General features: G+C 64.9%; 17 protein-coding genes. 7 read left to right on the top strand and 10 right to left on the bottom strand.

Features of this window, described 5'->3' with window-relative positions; genetic code table 11:
• Positions 1-178 precede the first annotated feature (178 nt).
• On the bottom strand, positions 179-1369 hold the full coding sequence (locus LB552_RS27285) for a M24 family metallopeptidase (RefSeq protein ID WP_224611225.1): 1191 nt from the start codon (positions 1367-1369) through the stop codon (positions 179-181).
• Positions 1370-1702: 333 nt separating this feature from the next.
• On the opposite strand from LB552_RS27285, the gene LB552_RS27280 reads away from it, so the two are divergent.
• The 6 genes from LB552_RS27280 to LB552_RS27255 all read left to right on the top strand — a co-directional run bounded on the left by LB552_RS27280 (position 1703) and on the right by LB552_RS27255 (position 7722).
• Positions 1703-3313 (top strand): ABC transporter substrate-binding protein, encoded by a 1611-nt coding sequence (locus tag LB552_RS27280; protein WP_224611224.1) that lies wholly within the window; start codon positions 1703-1705, stop codon positions 3311-3313.
• 258 nt (positions 3314-3571) lie between these two features.
• Complete coding sequence (locus tag LB552_RS27275) at positions 3572-4558, top strand: ABC transporter permease (protein ID WP_224611223.1); 987 nt, start codon at positions 3572-3574, stop codon at positions 4556-4558.
• Complete coding sequence (locus LB552_RS27270; RefSeq protein WP_224611222.1) at positions 4555-5385, top strand: ABC transporter permease; 831 nt, start codon at positions 4555-4557, stop codon at positions 5383-5385. The genes LB552_RS27275 and LB552_RS27270 overlap by 4 nt, the downstream gene beginning before the upstream one ends.
• Positions 5382-6380 carry an ABC transporter ATP-binding protein gene (locus tag LB552_RS27265; protein WP_318012069.1) on the top strand — a complete coding sequence of 333 codons (999 nt, stop codon included), beginning with the start codon at positions 5382-5384 and terminating at the stop codon, positions 6378-6380. The genes LB552_RS27270 and LB552_RS27265 overlap by 4 nt, the downstream gene beginning before the upstream one ends.
• Positions 6377-7153 carry an ABC transporter ATP-binding protein gene (locus LB552_RS27260; protein ID WP_224611221.1) on the top strand — a complete coding sequence of 259 codons (777 nt, stop codon included), beginning with the start codon at positions 6377-6379 and terminating at the stop codon, positions 7151-7153. Before LB552_RS27265 ends, LB552_RS27260 begins: the two co-directional genes overlap by 4 nt.
• Before the next feature lie 62 nt (positions 7154-7215).
• Entirely contained in the window at positions 7216-7722 is a 507-nt protein-coding gene (locus LB552_RS27255) for an L-2-amino-thiazoline-4-carboxylic acid hydrolase (RefSeq protein ID WP_224611219.1), read from the top strand.
• Positions 7723-7727: 5 nt separating this feature from the next.
• Here LB552_RS27255 and LB552_RS27250 read toward each other — a convergent pair whose 3' ends face one another.
• From LB552_RS27250 to LB552_RS27235, 4 genes are all read right to left on the bottom strand, one after another.
• Positions 7728-8516, bottom strand: a complete 789-nt coding sequence (locus LB552_RS27250) for a DeoR/GlpR family DNA-binding transcription regulator (RefSeq protein ID WP_224611216.1) — start codon at positions 8514-8516, stop codon at positions 7728-7730.
• A 153-nt stretch (positions 8517-8669) separates the two neighbouring features.
• Positions 8670-9968, bottom strand: coding sequence for an NAD(P)/FAD-dependent oxidoreductase (locus LB552_RS27245; RefSeq protein WP_224611214.1), 1299 nt, complete (start codon positions 9966-9968; stop codon positions 8670-8672).
• Positions 9969-9970: 2 nt separating this feature from the next.
• On the bottom strand, positions 9971-11341 hold the full coding sequence (locus tag LB552_RS27240; protein WP_224611213.1) for a glutamine synthetase family protein: 1371 nt from the start codon (positions 11339-11341) through the stop codon (positions 9971-9973).
• Positions 11342-11401: 60 nt separating this feature from the next.
• Positions 11402-11563 carry a hypothetical protein gene (locus tag LB552_RS27235; RefSeq protein ID WP_176477134.1) on the bottom strand — a complete coding sequence of 54 codons (162 nt, stop codon included), beginning with the start codon at positions 11561-11563 and terminating at the stop codon, positions 11402-11404.
• A gap of 323 nt (positions 11564-11886) precedes the next feature.
• On the opposite strand from LB552_RS27235, the gene LB552_RS27230 reads away from it, so the two are divergent.
• Positions 11887-12273 (top strand): GFA family protein, encoded by a 387-nt coding sequence (locus LB552_RS27230; RefSeq protein WP_224611212.1) that lies wholly within the window; start codon positions 11887-11889, stop codon positions 12271-12273.
• An 18-nt stretch (positions 12274-12291) separates the two neighbouring features.
• Here LB552_RS27230 and LB552_RS27225 read toward each other — a convergent pair whose 3' ends face one another.
• The 5 genes from LB552_RS27225 to LB552_RS27205 form a co-directional block, all read right to left on the bottom strand.
• Positions 12292-13053, bottom strand: coding sequence for an SDR family NAD(P)-dependent oxidoreductase (locus LB552_RS27225; protein WP_224611211.1), 762 nt, complete (start codon positions 13051-13053; stop codon positions 12292-12294).
• 11 nt (positions 13054-13064) lie between these two features.
• Positions 13065-13877 carry an ABC transporter permease gene (locus LB552_RS27220; RefSeq protein WP_041010367.1) on the bottom strand — a complete coding sequence of 271 codons (813 nt, stop codon included), beginning with the start codon at positions 13875-13877 and terminating at the stop codon, positions 13065-13067.
• On the bottom strand, positions 13877-14740 hold the full coding sequence (locus tag LB552_RS27215; RefSeq protein ID WP_140700639.1) for an ABC transporter permease: 864 nt from the start codon (positions 14738-14740) through the stop codon (positions 13877-13879). The genes LB552_RS27220 and LB552_RS27215 overlap by 1 nt, the downstream gene beginning before the upstream one ends.
• Before the next feature lie 77 nt (positions 14741-14817).
• On the bottom strand, positions 14818-15981 hold the full coding sequence (locus LB552_RS27210) for a PotD/PotF family extracellular solute-binding protein (protein ID WP_224532099.1): 1164 nt from the start codon (positions 15979-15981) through the stop codon (positions 14818-14820).
• Complete coding sequence (locus tag LB552_RS27205) at positions 15962-17098, bottom strand: ABC transporter ATP-binding protein (RefSeq protein WP_224532100.1); 1137 nt, start codon at positions 17096-17098, stop codon at positions 15962-15964. The genes LB552_RS27210 and LB552_RS27205 overlap by 20 nt, the downstream gene beginning before the upstream one ends.
• Between the last annotated feature and the right edge of the window lie 40 nt (positions 17099-17138).

The raw sequence follows: 17138 nt of genomic DNA, 5'->3' as shown, positions 1-17138 counted from the left end.
CCTTTCCCTCCGGAGGGGGGAAAGGTGGCGCTGCGAAGCAGCGACGGATTGGGGGAACCACCTGGCAATCAAGCCTCAGGTCGATCACTCACGCCAGTTACGGAAGATATGTGCATAGCGTAGCGCAACCGGGGAGAAGGTGCCCGAAGGGCGGATGAGGGCAGCGCCGACCTTCTCCTTAAGAAATCCCGCCCCTGTTCCACCCACGCCCGCGGTCGCCGAACATCACATAGCCGGCGTCAGTGACGGCCACCGTGTCCTCCAGCTTGATGAAGCCGCGCGACGGATGAAGCATGGTGGTCTCGACCGACAGCACCATGTTCTTCTCCAGCGGCTTTGCCGCATAAGTACCTTCATAGGCGACTGGGTGATTGGTCATCAGGAACGGCGCCTCATGCGTGATCAAGCCCATGCCGTGCGCGAAGAAATCCGTGTAGGCCGCGACCTTCGAGGCCTTCAGCACGCTCTCGGCATGCGCGATCATGTCGCCGCCCAGCGTGCCTGCCTTGACCTTGGAAAAGGCGGCCTGCTGCACCGCTTCGACCTCGGCCAAAAGATCTTCCAGCTCGGCATCCGGCTCGCCGAGCACGCCCATGCGGCAGAGGTCGCCGATATAGCCGTGGTAGTTGCCGCCGGAATCGATCGACATCACCTCGCTCTTCTTCCAGGCCTGGCTGGACGCCGCGCGATTGTGGCTGGAACCAAGCGTCAGCAGGCAATATTCGAAATGCGCGCCGCGATTGGTCTCCTCGCGCCTGAGCTGCTCGATGATGTCGGTTTTGCTCGTGCCCTCGCGCGCCCAGGCGATCGTTGCCAGCATGGAATCGGTGATCAGCTCGGAGGCGATGCGCAGCTGTTCGAGTTCCGCCTCGGTCTTGATGGCGCGCATACGCTCCAGCATGTCGGTCGCGTCGATCAGCTTTGCATCCGGCAGCGCCTTGCGGATCAGCGTGTAGGCATCCGACGGCAGGAAGGCCGGCTCGATGCCGATGCGGGCGGCTTGCTTGCCGATCTGCTTGAGATGCTCCACCGCCAGATTGGCGGCATCGAGCGTGCCCCAGCAGGCGGCGTGCAAGGTCGGCGTCCAGAACGGATGGTTCTGGTGTTCGCCGCCTTCCATCTTGTTGCCGATATAGGCCGCATGTTCCGGCCCGCCCTTCTCGTAAAGGACGATCGGCAAATAGCGGCTGTGACCGATGGCATCCATCGCCGCGAAGAAGATGAACTTGTAGCCGCCGAGCAGATATTGCGTGTTGTGCTTGGAGGTGGCGAAGAGCACGTCGATGCCGGCGTCTTCCATCAGCCGATCCACCCGCGCCTGATCGAACGGGACATTGCTGACCTCGGTTTTGCCCGGAGCGATGTTCATCTGCCTCTCCCTATCTTTGTCGGCCGCAGGAGCGCCGAAAGTCATGATGTATGGCTGTTGGCCAAATCTGCATCTTTTTGGCCACTCTGGTCCAGCCAGAATTGATCACTTTCCCGCCAAAGCCGGTTTCCGTCCAAATCCCGATCACGCTTGTCTGTAATCTGGTCCTACCAGATAAGAGCATGAGAGCCTCCGTCGGCTGGCTGGTCCAGCGGACGGAAATTTCAAAGCCAAGCCATGATGCGCCAAATCCGTCTCTGGCGAAACCTTTGCCAAGGGCCATAATCACCGGATTGCCGCGCCTGCCACGGCGCGAAGAGGGGAGTTTGAGCGATGTCCGAATTGACGATTTCACGCCGCGGCCTATTGGCCGGCTCGGCGCTGCTGCTGGCCTCCACTGCGCTTCCGACCATCGGCCTTGCGCAGACGCCCAAGAAGGGCGGCCGGCTGATCGTCGCCGCGGATTCCGAACCGCGCAACCTCAACCCGGCGATCGTCGCCTCCAACGGCGTCTTCTTCATCTCCAGCAAGATCGTCGAGACGCTGGCCGAAGCCGCCTTCGACGGCAAGGAAGGGCTGCAGCCGCGGCTCGCGCTTTCCTGGGAAGGTGCGGCCGACGGCTTGTCGGTGACCTTCAAATTGCGCGACGGCGTTAAATGGCATGACGGCAAGCCCTTCACTTCCGCCGACGTCGCCTTCTCGGCGCTGCAGATCTGGAAGCCGCTGCAAAATCTCGGCCGCACCGTGTTCAAGGACCTGGAGGCCGTCGACACGCCGGACGCCCTGACCGCAATCTTCAAGTTCGCCAAGCCGACCCCGTTCCAGCTGATCCGCAACGCGTTGCCGGCGCTGTCGAGCGTCGTGCCGAAGCACCTCTATGAGGTGGGCAAGATCGAGGAGAACCCGGCAAACAATGCGCCGGTCGGCACCGGTCCGTTCAAATTCGCCGAATACAAGGCGGGACAATATTACCGGCTGACCAGGAACAACGCCTATTGGGCTAAGGACGAGCCCTATCTCGACGAGATAGTCTACCAGGTGCTGCCGGACCGCACCTCGGCCGCGGCCGCGCTGGAAGCCGAAGAGATCCAGCTCGCCGCCTTCTCCGCCGTCCCGCTCGCCGACCTCGATCGCATTTCCAAGGTGCCAGGCCTGAAGGTCATCACCAAGGGCTATGAGGGGCTGACCTACCAACTCGTCGTCGAGATCAACCACCGCCGCAAGGAGCTGGCCGATCTGAAAGTGCGGCAGGCGATCGCGCATGCCATCGACAAGGATTTCGTCGTCAAGACGATCTTCCTCGGCTACGCCGCGACCGCAACCGGCCCGGTGCCGAAGAACGATCCGCAATTCTACACCGCCGACGTGCCGACCTATCCTTTCGACGTCGCCAAGGCCAATGCGCTCCTCGACCAAGCCGGCTACAAGCGCGCCGACGACGGCAAGCGCTTTGCGCTGAAGCTGTTGCCGGCGCCTTACTTCAACGAGACGAAGCAGTTCGGCGATTACCTGCGCCAGGCACTCGCAGCGATCGGCATCGACGCCGAGATCGTCAACAACGACTCCGCCGCGCACATCAAGGCCGTCTACACCGACCACGCCTTCGACCTCGCCGTCGGCCCGCCGGTGTTCCGCGGCGACCCGGCGATCTCGACCACCATCCTGGTGCAGAGCGGCATTCCTGACGGCGTGCCCTTCTCCAACCAGGGCGGCTACAAGAACGCCGAGCTCGACGCGCTGATCGCGAAAGCATCGGAGACGCTGTATACAGCGGCCCGCACCGAGCTCTACAAGGAGTTCCAGAAGAAGGTGGCGGCCGACCTGCCGCTGATCAACGTCGCCGAATGGAGCTTCATTTCCGTCGCCCGCGATACGGTCGGCAACATAGCCAACAACCCGCGCTGGGCAGTATCGAACTGGGCGGACACCTATTTGGCCGGCTGATCTCCTTGCGGATCGGCTGCCGGGGTGCTCAGCTTTGAGAATGAGAGTTCCTTCGCGCCCCCCTCTGTCCTGCCGGACATCTCCCCCTCTTGGGGGGAGATTGGCAGTTCTCGCGCCTCGCTCATTTCTGCAGCGTCGAAAATTGGCGAAAGCCGATATGACGGCTAATCTCCCCCCTAGAGGGGGAGATGTCCGGCAGGACAGAGGGGGGCGCCGTAGAGCGCAACGTCCGTGGTTTGGCCTCAACCAGGCTTCGCCATGACCCGCGCCCTCCGCCTCCTGCGCCGCCGCGTCGTCGGCAGCGTCTTCGTGCTCCTCATCGTCGTCATCGGCAGCTTCCTGCTGCTCGAAGCCGCCCCCGGCGACGCGGTCGACGCCTATATCGTCTCGACCGGCGGCGATGCCGGCATGATCGAATTGCTGCGCCACCGCTGGGGCCTCGACCAGTCGGAGCTCACCCGCCTCGCCAATTATCTCTGGGCGCTGCTGCATCTCGACCTTGGCCAGTCCGTCACCTTCTCGCGGCCGATCCGCGAAATCATCCTCGAACGCCTGCCGACCACGCTGATCCTGATGGGCAGTGCCACCGCGCTCTCCTTCGGCCTCGGCTCGGCGCTCGGCATCTATGCCGGCGCGAGACCCGGCAGCATCCGCGACCGCTTCCTGTCGATCGGCTCGCTGGCGCTCTATGCCGTGCCCGGCTTCTGGCTCGGCCTGGTGCTCATCGTCGTCTTCGCCGTCGACCTGCGCTGGCTGCCGATCGGCGGCATCGAGAGCATCGCTTCAGGCAAGACCGGACTTGCCCGCGCCGTCGACATCGGCATTCATCTCGTGCTGCCGGTCTCGGCGCTCGGCGTCATCTATCTGGCGCTTTATTTGCGTATGATGCGCGCCGGCATGGCCGAGGCCTGGCGGCAGGACTTTATCCTCGCCGCCCGCGCCAGGGGCCTGCCCCGCCGCCGCATCGTGCTTGCCCATGTTGCCCGCAACGCGCTCCTGCCGCTGGTCACCATGCTTGGCCTGCAATCGGCGCAGATGCTGGGCGGCAGCGTCGTCATCGAAAGCGTTTTCGCCGTGCCTGGCCTCGGCCGCCTGGCGCAGGAAGCCGTCGCCGGGCGCGATACGCCGCTGCTGCTCGGCATCATCCTGGTTAGCGCCGTCCTGGTCGTCGTCATCAACCTTCTCGTCGATCTCGCCTACGCTGTCCTCGATCCGCGCGTCGGCGCCGGCGAGGCAAGCGCATGAACTGCCTGCATCGTTTCTTCCGCACGCCGGAAGCAATCGCCGGCGCGCTTATCCTCGCCCTGCTGGCCGCGATGGCGTTGGCGGCGCCGGTGCTGTTTCCCGGCGACCCGCAAGCCATCGCCGGACCGGCGCTGCTGCCGCCATTCCAGGACTGGTCGCTGCCGCTCGGCACCGACCGGCTCGGCCGCGACGTGCTGACCGAGCTGTTCCATGGTGCCCGCACGTCGCTGGCGGTGGGGCTGGCGGCGGCTGCCGCGGCGCTCCTGATCGGCGCGGTCGTCGGCACTTTAGCCGGCTTCGCCGGCGGCCTGATCGACGAAGTGCTGATGCGCATCACCGATGCATTCCAGACCGTGCCAAGCTTCCTGCTCGCGCTCGCCTTCGTCAGCATCGTCGGACCTTCGCTCAGCGTCGTCGTCGCCGCGATCGCGCTCGGCGCCTGGACCGGACCCGCGCGCGTTGCGCGCGCGGAAGTCCTGTCGATCCGCGAGCGCGACTATGTCGCCGGCGCCCGCGTCATCGGCATGCATCCGCTGGAGATTGCTTTTCGCGAGGTGCTGCCCAACGCGCTGCCGCCGGTGCTGGCGCTATCCTCGGTGATCGTGGCCGCCGCGATCCTCACCGAGGCCGCGCTGTCCTTCCTTGGCCTGGGCGATCCCAACCGCGTCACCTGGGGCGGCATGATCGCCGAAGGCCGCACGGTGCTGCGCACCGCACCTTTCCTGTCGGTCGTTCCCGGTATCGCGCTGGTCCTGACCGTGCTCGGCGTCTACCTTGCCGGCGAAGGCGTTGTGGAGAGCACCGCTGTGCGCAGGAGCCTGTCGTGACCGCGCTGCTTTCGATTCGCGATCTTTCGGTGGGCTATCGGCGCGACAGGGCCGAGGCGCCGGCGCTGAAAGGCATCAGCCTGGATGTGAAAACCGGAGAGCGCCTGGCGATCATCGGCGAAAGCGGCTCGGGCAAGAGCACGTTGGCGCCGGCGGTTGCGGGGTTGTTGGCGAGGGGTGCCGAGATTGGCGGGCTGGTAGACTGGTTCCTGCCGGCAAGCGCTGGCGCCAAGGCCCCCCTCTCTGTCCTGCCGGACATCTCCCCCTCAAGGGGGGAGATGGGCAGTTCCGTCGCCGGCTCTCCTCTTGCGACCTCGAAAATTGGCGAAGGCGGAGATCACGAGCTAATCTCCCCCCTAGAGGGGGAGATGTCCGGCAGGACAGAGGGGGGCGCCGTAGAGCGCCAGCTTTCTCGTCCTCGCGATATCATCCTCGGCCGCGACATCGGCTTCATCTTCCAGGACCCCTCTTCCAGCCTCGATCCGGTCATGCCAATCGGCAAGCAGATCGCCGAAGTCGTCCACACCCACCTCGGCCTCAGCTGGCCTGACTCCTTCGCCCAAGCCAAAACCCTCCTCGACCGCGTCCGCCTTCCTGACCCCGAAGCCGTCCTCCACGTCTACCCGCACCAGCTGTCCGGCGGCCAGAAGCAGCGCGTCGCCATCGCTGCGGCAATCGCTGCTGGGCCGAAGCTGCTCATCGCCGACGAAGCGACGAGTGCGCTCGACACCATCGTCCAGGCCGAAATCGTCGCGCTGATCCGCCGGCTGGTGGCCGAGGACGGCATGACGCTGCTTTTCATCAGCCACGATATCGCGCTCGCCGCCACGCTTGCCGATCGCATCGCGGTGCTGCGCCACGGCGAATTGGTCGAACTCGGCGAGACCGATCAAATCCTCAACGCGCCGCGCCATGCCTATACGCGCGCCCTGCTCGATGCGCATCTCGGCCTCGACGCCGAGCCGCTGCTTGACCGGCAAGGCGCCTCGGCATGACCGTGCTTGCCGTCTCCAGTCTCGCCAAGCGCTACCGTCGCGGCGGAAAACCCTTCGCGGCGGTCGATGATGTGTCCTTCGAGATCGAGCCTGCGGAGACGCTGGCGCTCGCCGGCCCATCCGGCAGCGGCAAATCCACCATCGCGCGGCTGGTGCTGCGGCTGATCGAGCCCGATGCCGGCCGCGTCGACTTCGAAGGCGCGGACTTCCTCGCGCTATCCGGCGCCGCTTTGCGCGCGCGCCGCGCCCGCATCCAGATGGTGTTCCAGGATCCGCTCGCAGCCTTCAATCCACGCGCCACCGTGGCGCGCGTGCTGGACGATCCGTTGCGCATCCATGGCATTGCCCCACGTGCGGAGCGCCCGCGCCGTATCGCGGCACTGCTGGAGCGCGTCGGCCTCGATGCCGGCCTCGCGGCTCGTGCCATCCATGAGATTTCCGGCGGCCAGCGCCAGCGCGTGGCGATCGCCCGCGCCATCGCGACGCGGCCGTCGCTGATCGTGCTCGACGAGGCAGTGTCGGCGCTCGACGTTTCGGTGCGCGGCCAGATCCTGGAATTGCTGCTCGACCTGCAAAGGCAGGAACGGATCGCCTATCTGTTCATTTCGCATGATCTCGGCGTCATCCGCGCCGTGGCGCATCGCGTCGTCATCCTCGACGCCGGCCGGATCGCCGAGAGCGGCGATGCCCGCGCCGTCATCGCCAACCCGCGATCGGCGATCGGTAAGGCGCTGGTCGAGGCGACGCCAAGATTGACCTGGAACCGACCATGATCCTCCAAAGTGGGAACCGGTTGCAGACAGATCATGGTCAAACGACAAAATCAGGACACAGCATGACCGATCCCGAAGCAGCCAGAGCCGAAAAACTGTCGCGCGAGCTCGACTCCGCCTTCCGCAACCGGGCCGACCTCTACCGCCTCTTCCTCGACGAGCTGACCGCCGAGCTTGGCGCCGAGAAAGCCGAGGCGTTAATGATCCGCAGCATCGAGAAGCGCGGCCGGGAAGTTGCGGCAGCCGCTTTCGCTAATTTCGGCCCTAACGACGCGCCGGCAATCGGCGAAGCGTTCCTCGCGGTCAGCCCGGATGGCGGACGCATGTATCCGACCGATGTCGAGCGCGGGCCTGGCCACATCGCCTTCAAGGTGAAGCGCTGCCCGCTGAAGGATGCCTGGGTCGCGGCCGGCGTCGGCGAGGAGAAACTCGCCACGCTCTGCCGCATCGCCGGCGCCTTCGACCGCGGTCTGTTCGAGGCAACCGGCGTGCGCTTCGCCAATGTCACCTGGACGCCGGGTCATGGTTCCGGCTGCTGCCATATCGCGCTGACAAACCGCGACGCTTAACCTATTCAGCTCTCGGCAAAGACGTGCAGCTCGCCGCCTGCCTCGTCGATCGCTGCGCGCATCTCGGCTGCCGGCTCGCTGTCGGTGACGACATCGGAAATCTCGCTCAGCGCGCAGACGCGTTCGAGGCTGCTGCGGCCGAACTTGTCGTTGGTCACGACCAGGATCGTCGACAGCGACCGTGCCATCATCGCGCGCTTCACCGCCGCCGCGCCCGAGATCATGTCGCTCGGCCCTTCGGCATTCAGCGCCGAGGCGCCGATGATGGCGACGTCGGCATTGTAGCGGCGCACGAATTCGACCGTGTCCTCGCCGAGCACTGCCGCCTCGCGGCTGTCATAGGTGCCGGGGCAAAGGATGACGCGGAAGCCCGGATTGGCGCCGGCCACCGAGGCGACGCCGACGGAGTTGGTGATGATCGTCAGGTCCCGGCCGTGTTGCGAAAGGCTGCGCGCGACTTCATAGGTGGTCGATCCGCCGTCGATCATCACGATACTGCCTTTCTCGATCAGTCCGGCCGCACCTCGTCCGACACGGGCCCGCTCCTCGACCATTGTGAGGCCGCGTTCAGCAATCACCGGTTCCGACGTCACCAGTGAAATGGTGGCGCCGCCATAGGTACGGTTGATGAGCCCTGCATCGCCAAGCTCGATCAGGTCGCGGCGGATGGTCTCCCCGGCGACGCCGATGCGGCGCGCAAGCTTCGAGATGCGGATCGAGGCCGAGCGCCGAACCTCCGACAGGATCAACTCGTGGCGCTCCTTCTTGGTCAGCCGGCCCGCCTCGATATTCATAGCTCTGCCCCTTGCTGCGACCTGTGAGCTGCCTTCGATTAAGTAGCGAACGCCGGGGACTCGTCCCCGGCGCCAAGACATTAGCCACGCCGGGTACAGGAAGCCAGCCTAGGATCTGCTGCAGGCCGGCCTCACCTGAATATCGATAGATCCTTAATGCCTTAAGCGATCGCGCATCGCATACCACAGCATGCCGAGCACATAGAGCGGGCCGCGCAGCGCCGTGCCGCCCGGGAAGGGCAGCGGCGTCAGCGCCGAGAACAGGTCAAGCCGCGAGGCATCGCCCGTGATCGCTTCGGCCAAGAGCTTGCCCGACAGCGTCGACAGGATGACGCCCTTGCCGGAATAGCCATGCGCGAAATAGACCTCGCCGTAATTCCCGACATGCGGCAGGCGCGACGTGGTGATGGACACCAGACCGCCCCAGGCATGATCGATGCGGCAGCCGCGCAACTGCGGAAAGGTCTTTTCCATATGCGGCCGCACGAAGCAGGCAATGTCGGCCGGCGGCGACGGCGTGTAGCGCTCGCCGCCGCCGAACAGCAGGCGTCCATCCGCCGACATGCGGTAGTAGTTGACGACGAACAGCGTGTCCGAGACGGCCACATCGGCCGGGATGACATTGCGCTCGCCCAACGGCTCGGTGGCGACGATATAGTTGCCGACCGGCATGATGCGGCTGTTGACGCGCGGCTCCAACCCTTTCAGCAGCGCATCGCCGGCCAGCACCACATGCCTGGCGCGGACCGAGCCCTTGTCGGTGAACACCCGGATGGACGGTTCGCGCTCCAGCCGCACCGCGACCGAGTTCTCATGAATGACGACGCCGGCGGCGGTAGCGGCGCGGGCAAGCCCCAGCGTGTAGTTGAGCGGATGCATGTGGCCGCCGAGCCGCTCGAACACCGCGCCCTGATAGGGCGTGTCGACCATCTGCCGCGCCTCAGCCGCCGACAGGATCTCGACATCGGTGAAATTCATGACCTTGGCGAGGCATTCGGCCTCTTCCTCGAAGTCGCGCACATCCGAAGCGCTGACCGCGCCGACCAGATGGCCGGTCTGGCGCAAGTCGCATTCGATGCCGTGGCGCTCGATGATGTCGAGCACCAGCCCGCGCGCTTCGAAAGCCAGGTCGAACAGCGCCTTTGCCCGTTCCGCCCCAAAGCTTCTGACCAGGCCCCTGGCGCCCTTTCGCAGGCCGGGGATCATCTGGCCGCCATTACGGCCCGAGGCGCCCCAGCCGATCTTGCCGCCTTCGAGCAGCACCACTTTAAGACCACGCTCGGCCGCATGCAGCGCCGCCGACAGACCCGTGCAGCCGCCGCCAACCACCACCAGATCGGCCTCGACATCGCCTGCAAGCGCCGGATGGTCGGGGGCCGGATTGGCGGTGGCGACATAATAGGACTTGTCGATGTCGAGACCGGAATTGAAACCTGTTGAACGCGAAGCCATCGTCACACCTTGAGCAGAAGATGGTCGCGTTCCCAGGACGTCACGACGCTCTGGAACAGGTCGAGCTCGACGCTCTTCACGCGCAGATAGGTCTGGAAGAAGTCATCGCCGAGCAGCGCCCGCACGGGTTCGCACGCGGCGAAACGATCAAGCGCTTCCTCCATCGTCTTCGGCAGTGTGCTCTTGCTCTTATAGGCGTTGCCGAAGGCCTCTTCCGAGCTGGCAAGCTTCTCCTCGATGCCGAGATAGCCGGCGATCAGCGAGCCGGCCATGGCGAGGTAGGGATTGGCGTCCGCTCCCGGCAGCCGGTTCTCGATGCGGCGCGCGGCGCGGCCGCCCAGCGGCACGCGCAGGCCGCAGGAGCGGTTGTCGTGCGACCATTCGATATTGGCCGGCGCGCTGTGGCCGGGCCGGATGCGCCGGTAGGAATTCGCATGCGGCGCGAACAGCGGCATGATTTCAGGGATATATTTCTGCAGGCCGCCGATGAAGTGCACGAACATCTCGCTGTCCTCGCCGTCTCCGCCGGCAAACAAAGGCTCGCCCTTCCTGTCGACGATCGACATGTGCAGATGCATTGCGCTGCCCGCCTGCGCGGCGATCGGCTTGGCCATGAAGGTGGCGTGCATGCCGTTCGCCTGCGCGATCTGCCGCGCCAGACGCTTGAACAGAAGCACCTGATCGGCAAGCGTCAGCGGATCGCCATGCAGCAGATTGATCTCGAGCTGCGCCGTGCCGGATTCGTGGATCAGCGTCTCCACCGGCAAGCCGGTGATGGCGGCATGCTCATAGAGCTGCCGCGTCACCGCTTCGAACTCCTCCATCGCCTGCATGTCGTAAGGATGCTGCACGCTTTCCGGCCGGCCGTTGCGCCCAACCGGTGCGGTCAAAGGCTGATCGGGGTTGGGGTTGAGCGCCGTCAGATAAAACTCGAGCTCCGGCGCCATCACCGCACGCCAGCCGCGCTGCTCATAAAGGTCAAGCACGGCTTTCAGCACATGGCGCGGTGAGGCCATCCACGGCCGGTCGTCCATGTGGAACGTGTCGGCGAAAACGTAGGCTTTGCCGGCGCTGCCGGGCGCAAGGCACAGGCTCGAAACGTCCGGCACCATGCGCATGTCCGGATCCTGGTAGGCGAAGCCTTCGTCGATGGAGCCGGAATAGCGGCCGTCGATGGCGACCAGGAAGGCGCTGCTCGGCAGATAGAGCGCGCGGTCGTCGAGCGACTTCAGAAATTTGGCGACCGGCAAGGTCTTGCCGCGCAGCACGCCGTTGACGTCCGGCACGAAGCACTCGACTTCGTTGATCGCATGCGTTTTCAGCCAGCTTTGCGTGTCCGCGCCGGGAAATGAGGTGTTCAGATTGTCAGGCATTGGTCATGTCCATACGAAGGAGAGATCGCTTCGGCGGGCATGTCCGTTCCGGTAGGGGCGTTATCTAAGCTGCGTTATCCGAGGACGGGCGCCCGCCTGTTGACCGGCCGAAGGCCGGGTCAGCGCGCCCTGCACCCCTTCGGTCCAGCCGTCGCGAACGACATGCGAGCCGACCTTGGTCTCCTCCGCGCGCTGCAGGTTCTCGTGGCGGCAGCAGCGCATGATCAGCGGCGCTCCGCCAAAGCGCACACCATTGCGGCTGCAACTGGAAACGGCCGGGTGGGGGAAAGCCTTTCTACCGCTCGCATGACAAGCCTTGTCGAGAACCTGGCATGGTTTGGCCGATCGTTGCCCGCAGCGCAAGCCTGCGCATGAAACCGCTGCCCGGTGTTGGCCCAAACAGGCGGAGGGAACCGGTTACCTGCTTGTGCTGTTCCCATATGCGCCGCATGCCGACAGAACGATTTCCGAAGCAACCAGGAGCGATCAGATGGACAGCAGGAGCGATACGGGCGCATGTTTTTTGCGGAGCGGTTGCCGCCGAGATGCAGGGCGATCCGTTCTGGATCTGCTTCGATCATGACGATGACTGCCGGCGCGCGATTGGCAGCCCGCTGACCATCTGGATCGGCTACCGGCCGGACCAGTTCCGCTTCACGCGCCGTCAACCCCGGAGCTTCTCGAGAACGAAAGGTGTCGTTCGCACCTTTTGCGAGATATGCGGCACCTCGATCACCTATCGCGACGAAGGGCTGAACGACGAACTCTATGTCACGATCGGCTTCTTCGATCATCCGGAGCGGTTCAAGCCGCATGCGCATGCCCATTGGCGCCTTCGGCTGCCTTGGCTGGAATTTGCTGACGATCTGCCGCGCATCGACACCTACTCGCGGCGCCGCGATCCGGCATTCGGAAATCCCAACGACCGGTAGGCGATTTGCCAAGCCGCCTCAGCCGATGCTCTCGCCGCCGTCGACGACCAGCGCCTGTCCCGTCATGAAGGACGAGCGGTCGGAGACGAGGAACAGGATGGCCTCCGCGATCTCCTCCGCGCTTGCCCAGCGTCCCATCGGGATCTTGGTGCGGACATAGTTCTCGATCGCATCGCGCCCGCCCATTTGCGCGATGAACGGCGCGTTGAAAGGCGTGTCGACCCAACCCGGGCAGAGCGCGTTGATGCGCACATTGTGCTTGGCGTAGTCGAGCGACATCTGCCTGGTCATCGCCACTACGGCATGCTTGGAGGTGGCATAGGCGATCATCTCCCGGTCGTAGAACACGCCGGAATTGGACGCCGTGTTGAGGATGACACCGCCTCCTTGCGCGATCATCGCAGGCATGACGGTCTTGGCAGCCAGGAATTGCGCCCGCACATTAATGCGCCAAGAGGCGTCCATTCCGTCGGTGCCGACTTCGGTCAGCGGGCCGCTGATCTGGATGCCGGCATGGCTGTGCAGGATGTCGATCCGGCCATGCCTGCCGAGCGTTCCCTCGATGAGACCTTCGACGGCCGTATCGTCGCCGACATCGGTGGCGACCGCCTCGGCCCGGCCGCCAGCCCCGCGGATGTCGGAAGCGGTGGCTTCGCCGGCCGCCGGATCGCGGTCGGCAATGATTACATGCGCCCCTTCCCTGGCCATGATCATCGCGCCGGCGCGGCCGATACCCGACGCGGCTCCCGTGACAACGGCGATACGGTCTTTCAAGATCATGGATTGGTCTCTCAAGGCGATGGCTTTCGCCGGCCGAGCTGCCATTGCGCGAGCAGCACGAGCAGGACCGACGCGCAGAGCACGATCGTGGCGATGGCATTGATCTCCGGCGTCACGCCGCGCCGGATCGAGGCGAAGACGTAGATCGGCAGCGTCGTCTGAGCGCCGGCGACGAAGAAGGCGATGATGAAGTCGTCGAAGGAGAAGGTGAAGGCGAGCAGGAAGCCCGCGATCACCGCCGGCATGATCTGCGGCAGCACGATCGAGCGGAACGTCGTCAGCGGCGTGGCGTAGAGATCGCTCGAAGCCTCGACCAGATTGCGGTCGAGGCTGCTCAGCCGCGTGCCGACGATCATCGTCACCAGCGCCATCGAGAAAAGGCCGTGCGCGGCGATGATCGAGCCATAGCCCAGCGAAAGCCGCGGCGGCTGGTCTGTCGGCCAAAGCGAAGCGAGGAACGGATTGACGACGGCGAAAAGCTGCACCAGCGCCACCAGCGTCGAGATGCCGATGACGACGCCTGGCACGACGATCGCCGCGCCCAGCAGCGCGTCGAACAGAGCCCGGGTCCGTGCGCCGACCCGCTGCAGCCCAAGCGCCGCGGCGGTGCCGCAGAAGGCCGCGAGCAGCGCGCTTGTCGTGGCGATGAACAGGCTGTTCTTCAGCGCCTCGACCAGGAAGGGATTGGACAGCGCCTTGCCGTACCATTGCACGGAAAAGCCGGTGAACTCGCTGGCGTGGTGGCCGGCGTTGAAGGAGAACAGCACGACCAACGCGATCGGCAGATAGAGGAAGGCAAAGACGGCAACGACGAAGGCGCGCATCAGATCAGGTCCACCCGGCGTGCGCCCGAGAGCCGGGTCGAGATGCGGTTGGCGACGATCAGCACCACCACAGAGACCAGCACAAGCGTGATGGCGATGGCCGATCCGAACGGCCAGTTGCGCGATTGCAGGAAGAGGTCGACCAGCGCGTTGCCTATGAAGAACACCTTACCGCCGCCGAGCAATGTCGGGATCAGATATTCGCCGAGCAATAGGATCATCACCAGCGAGAAGCCGGTCATGACGCCGGGCAGCGAGAGCCGGAGCGTCACGCCGAGGAAGGTCGACAGTGGCGTAGCACCGAGATCGGCGGAGGCCTCCAGCAGCCGCCGGTCAAGCCGTTCCAGGCTGACATAGATCGGCAGGATCATCAGCGGCAGATAGCCGTAGACGATGCCCAGCAGCACCGCGCCCGGCGTGTTGATCAGCCTGAGGTCCTCTATGCCGACATAGGCGAGCAAAGCCGGAATGCCGCGCCCGCCAAGGATATACATCCAGGCATAGGTGCGCATCAGAAGGCTGGTCCAGAACGGGATGACGATCAGCGCAAGCAGGATGAGCCGCCAGCGCTGCGGCGCGCGCAGCGCCAGATAATAGGCGACCGGATAGGCGACGAGCAGGCAGGCAAGCGCGCCGGCGGGCGCCAGCACCATCGTGTTCCAGAAGGCGGTCGCTCGCGCCGGCAGGTTGGCGTATTGCGCGAAGGTCAGCGCGGCCTGGTAGCCGCCCTCCGGCGCCCGCTCGCCGACACTGAAGATGGCGATGGCGACGAAGGGCAACACCAGGAACACGACCAGCCACAGCGTCGCCGGGGCGAGCAGCAGCGCCGTCACGAGGTTTTTGCGAAAGAGGCTGCGGCGCATCGGGAAAGCCGGTTGGGAGCCGGCGGACTTTCGTCCGCCGGTCGCACTGTCTGGTTCTGGTTTGTTGCCGGTCCCGCTCAAGCTGACTTGAAGCGCGCCATAAGCTCGGCGCGGCCCGGATCGGTCAGCGTCGCGGCGGCGCCGAATTCGAGCGGTTTCAACAGGTCGGCCGCCGGATAGAGGATCGGGTTGTCGAGCACTTCCTTTGGCAGCAGCGCGTTGACGCGCGCGTCGGTCGAGGGGGCGCCATTGGCCAGATGCTCCTTCACCGCCACCTTCGGGTTCATCAGGTAGTTGAGCAGCGCATAGCCGGCCGGCTTGTTCGGCGCGTCCTTCGGGATGGCGTAGAAGTCGGTCCAGATCTCGCCGCCCTCCTTGCCCAGCACATAGGCGATCTCGGGAATATCGCGATGCAGCTGTGCCCCGTCATTGGTCCAGCACATGGTCATCCAGGCATCGCCGGCGCGCATTCCCGGCTGGTAGTCGCTCGACACCGCGAACAGATGCGGCTTGACCTTCAGCAGCAGTTCCTCGGCCTTGGCCAGCTCGTCCTGTTTCAGCGAGTTGAAGGAATAGCCGTAATATTTCAGCGCATTGCCGATCGTGGTGAGCTGATAGTCATGCACCATGGTACGGCCGTCGCCTTCCGCCATGGCCGTGTCCCAGAACTCCTTCCAGCTCGACATCGGCTTGGCGAGCTTCTTGGTGTTGACGGCAAAACCGGTCGTGCCCCAGTTCTTCGGCACGGCGTAGATCGTGCCGTCGATCGTGCCTTCTGCGGTGAAGCGCGCATCTTCCGACTTGCCGTCGAAATTGCCGAGCTTGGCCATGTCGAGCGCCTCGATGATGCCGAGCTTCTTGTAGGTCGAGATGGTGTAGTTGGTGGGCACGAACAGGCTCCAGCCCGAGCCGCCGGCCTGCAGCTTGGCCAGCATCTCCTCGTTCGAGCCGAAGACATTGACCTCGACGGCGACGCCGGTCTCCGCCTTGAAGTTCTCGAAGGTCTGCGGGTCGTGGTAGTTCGGCCAGGTGGCGATCGACATGCGGTCGCCGAGGTTCTCGGCGGCGAAGGCGGGTGTCGGCATGATACCGAGCTCACGCGCCATCACGGCGGTGGCGACACCGAGTCCGGTGAGGCCGAGGAAGTCGCGCCGGCTGATCGAGCCGCGCTTCAAACGCATCAACTGGTCGACGAATTTATCGGGGCTTATCGGCAGTCCGTCACGATAGGATTTCGGCATGTTGGTCTTCCCTCTGGTTTGTCCCGTTATTGTTGGCGTGCGGAAACGCCAGCGGCGCTCCGGCGGCAAAGCCGATGGCGACGGGTTCGCCCGGCTTGAACAGATTGCCTTGGCCGATCACGTGATCGGCCTTGGCGAGCAGCGATCCGATGCCCTGGACTTCGATGGCGTATTCGGCTGTCGAGCCCAGGAAGATCCGATTGCGCACGATGCCTTTCAAGGCACCGCCCCCAGGCGCCGAAAGGCTGAGCGATTCCGGCCGCAAGCTGACGGAGACGGCTTCGCCGCGGCTGAGCGGCACCCGCTTGCGCGCCGAAATCACCGTGCCATCGGCGAGCGCGACATCGACGAGGTCACCCGAGAGCCCGGCCACCTTGCCGCTGAGAAGATTGGTCTTGCCGACGAAGTCGGCCACGAACAGGTCGGCCGGCTCGTCATAGATCTCGCTTGGCTGCCCGAGCTGGACCACGCGGCCGCCATTCATGACGCAGACGAAGTCGCTCATCGACAGTGCTTCCTCCTGGTCGTGGGTGACCAGCACGAAGGTGATGCCGATCTCGCGCTGCAGGTTCTGCAGCTCGATCTGCATGTCGGTGCGCAGCTTCTTGTCGAGCGCCGCCAGCGGCTCGTCGAGCAGCAGCACCGCCGGCTTGTTGACCAGCGCGCGGGCGAGCGCCACGCGCTGCTGCTGGCCGCCGGAAAGCTCGTGGATCTTGCGGCGCCCGTAGCCGGCGAGCTGCACCATCGAAAGCGCTTCGCCTGCCCTTAAGGCGATCTCGCGCGACGACAGGCGCGGCCTTGCCTGACGCAACCCGTAGGAGATGTTCTCCTCGACATCGAGATGCGGAAATAGCGCATATTGCTGGAACACCATGTTGACCGGCCGCCGGTAGGGCGGCGTACCGGCCATGTCGCGGCCGCGGATCAGCACCTGGCCCTCGCTCGGCTGCTCGAAGCCGCCGATCATGCGCAGGCAGGTCGTCTTGCCGCAACCGGAAGGCCCGAGCAGCGCGACGAAGGCCGAAGGCGGGATGGCAAGATCGATACCGCTGACCGCGGTGACGGCGCCGTAGCGCTTGGTGACCGCGCGAAATTCGATATCGGGCACTGCAGTCAAGCCAAGGCTCCAGCGACAGCGTGAGGCAATGCCTTGACGC

It is taken from the genome of Mesorhizobium sp. CA7, assembly GCF_020165015.1.
In the GTDB taxonomy this organism is placed as follows: Bacteria; Pseudomonadota; Alphaproteobacteria; order Rhizobiales; family Rhizobiaceae; genus Mesorhizobium.
Note: the sequence above shows the minus strand (reverse complement) of the source record. Positions and strands in the feature narration are given on the sequence as shown.

Excerpts from the sequence above, each read along its gene's own strand:
- LB552_RS27285 (WP_224611225.1), bottom strand. The coding sequence starts at position 1,369 with ATGAACATCGCTCCGGGCAAAACCGAGGTCAGCAATGTCCCGTTCGAT.
- LB552_RS27280 (WP_224611224.1), top strand. The coding sequence starts at position 1,703 with ATGTCCGAATTGACGATTTCACGCCGCGGCCTATTGGCCGGCTCGGCG.
- LB552_RS27275 (WP_224611223.1), top strand. The coding sequence starts at position 3,572 with ATGACCCGCGCCCTCCGCCTCCTGCGCCGCCGCGTCGTCGGCAGCGTC.
- LB552_RS27270 (WP_224611222.1), top strand. The coding sequence starts at position 4,555 with ATGAACTGCCTGCATCGTTTCTTCCGCACGCCGGAAGCAATCGCCGGC.
- LB552_RS27260 (WP_224611221.1), top strand. The coding sequence starts at position 6,377 with ATGACCGTGCTTGCCGTCTCCAGTCTCGCCAAGCGCTACCGTCGCGGC.
- LB552_RS27255 (WP_224611219.1), top strand. The coding sequence starts at position 7,216 with ATGACCGATCCCGAAGCAGCCAGAGCCGAAAAACTGTCGCGCGAGCTC.
- LB552_RS27250 (WP_224611216.1), bottom strand. The coding sequence starts at position 8,516 with ATGAATATCGAGGCGGGCCGGCTGACCAAGAAGGAGCGCCACGAGTTG.
- LB552_RS27245 (WP_224611214.1), bottom strand. The coding sequence starts at position 9,968 with ATGGCTTCGCGTTCAACAGGTTTCAATTCCGGTCTCGACATCGACAAG.
- LB552_RS27240 (WP_224611213.1), bottom strand. The coding sequence starts at position 11,341 with ATGCCTGACAATCTGAACACCTCATTTCCCGGCGCGGACACGCAAAGC.
- LB552_RS27235 (WP_176477134.1), bottom strand. The coding sequence starts at position 11,563 with ATGCGCTGCTGCCGCCACGAGAACCTGCAGCGCGCGGAGGAGACCAAG.
- LB552_RS27230 (WP_224611212.1), top strand. The coding sequence starts at position 11,887 with ATGCAGGGCGATCCGTTCTGGATCTGCTTCGATCATGACGATGACTGC.
- LB552_RS27225 (WP_224611211.1), bottom strand. The coding sequence starts at position 13,053 with ATGATCTTGAAAGACCGTATCGCCGTTGTCACGGGAGCCGCGTCGGGT.
- LB552_RS27220 (WP_041010367.1), bottom strand. The coding sequence starts at position 13,877 with ATGCGCGCCTTCGTCGTTGCCGTCTTTGCCTTCCTCTATCTGCCGATC.
- LB552_RS27215 (WP_140700639.1), bottom strand. The coding sequence starts at position 14,740 with ATGCGCCGCAGCCTCTTTCGCAAAAACCTCGTGACGGCGCTGCTGCTC.
- LB552_RS27210 (WP_224532099.1), bottom strand. The coding sequence starts at position 15,981 with ATGCCGAAATCCTATCGTGACGGACTGCCGATAAGCCCCGATAAATTC.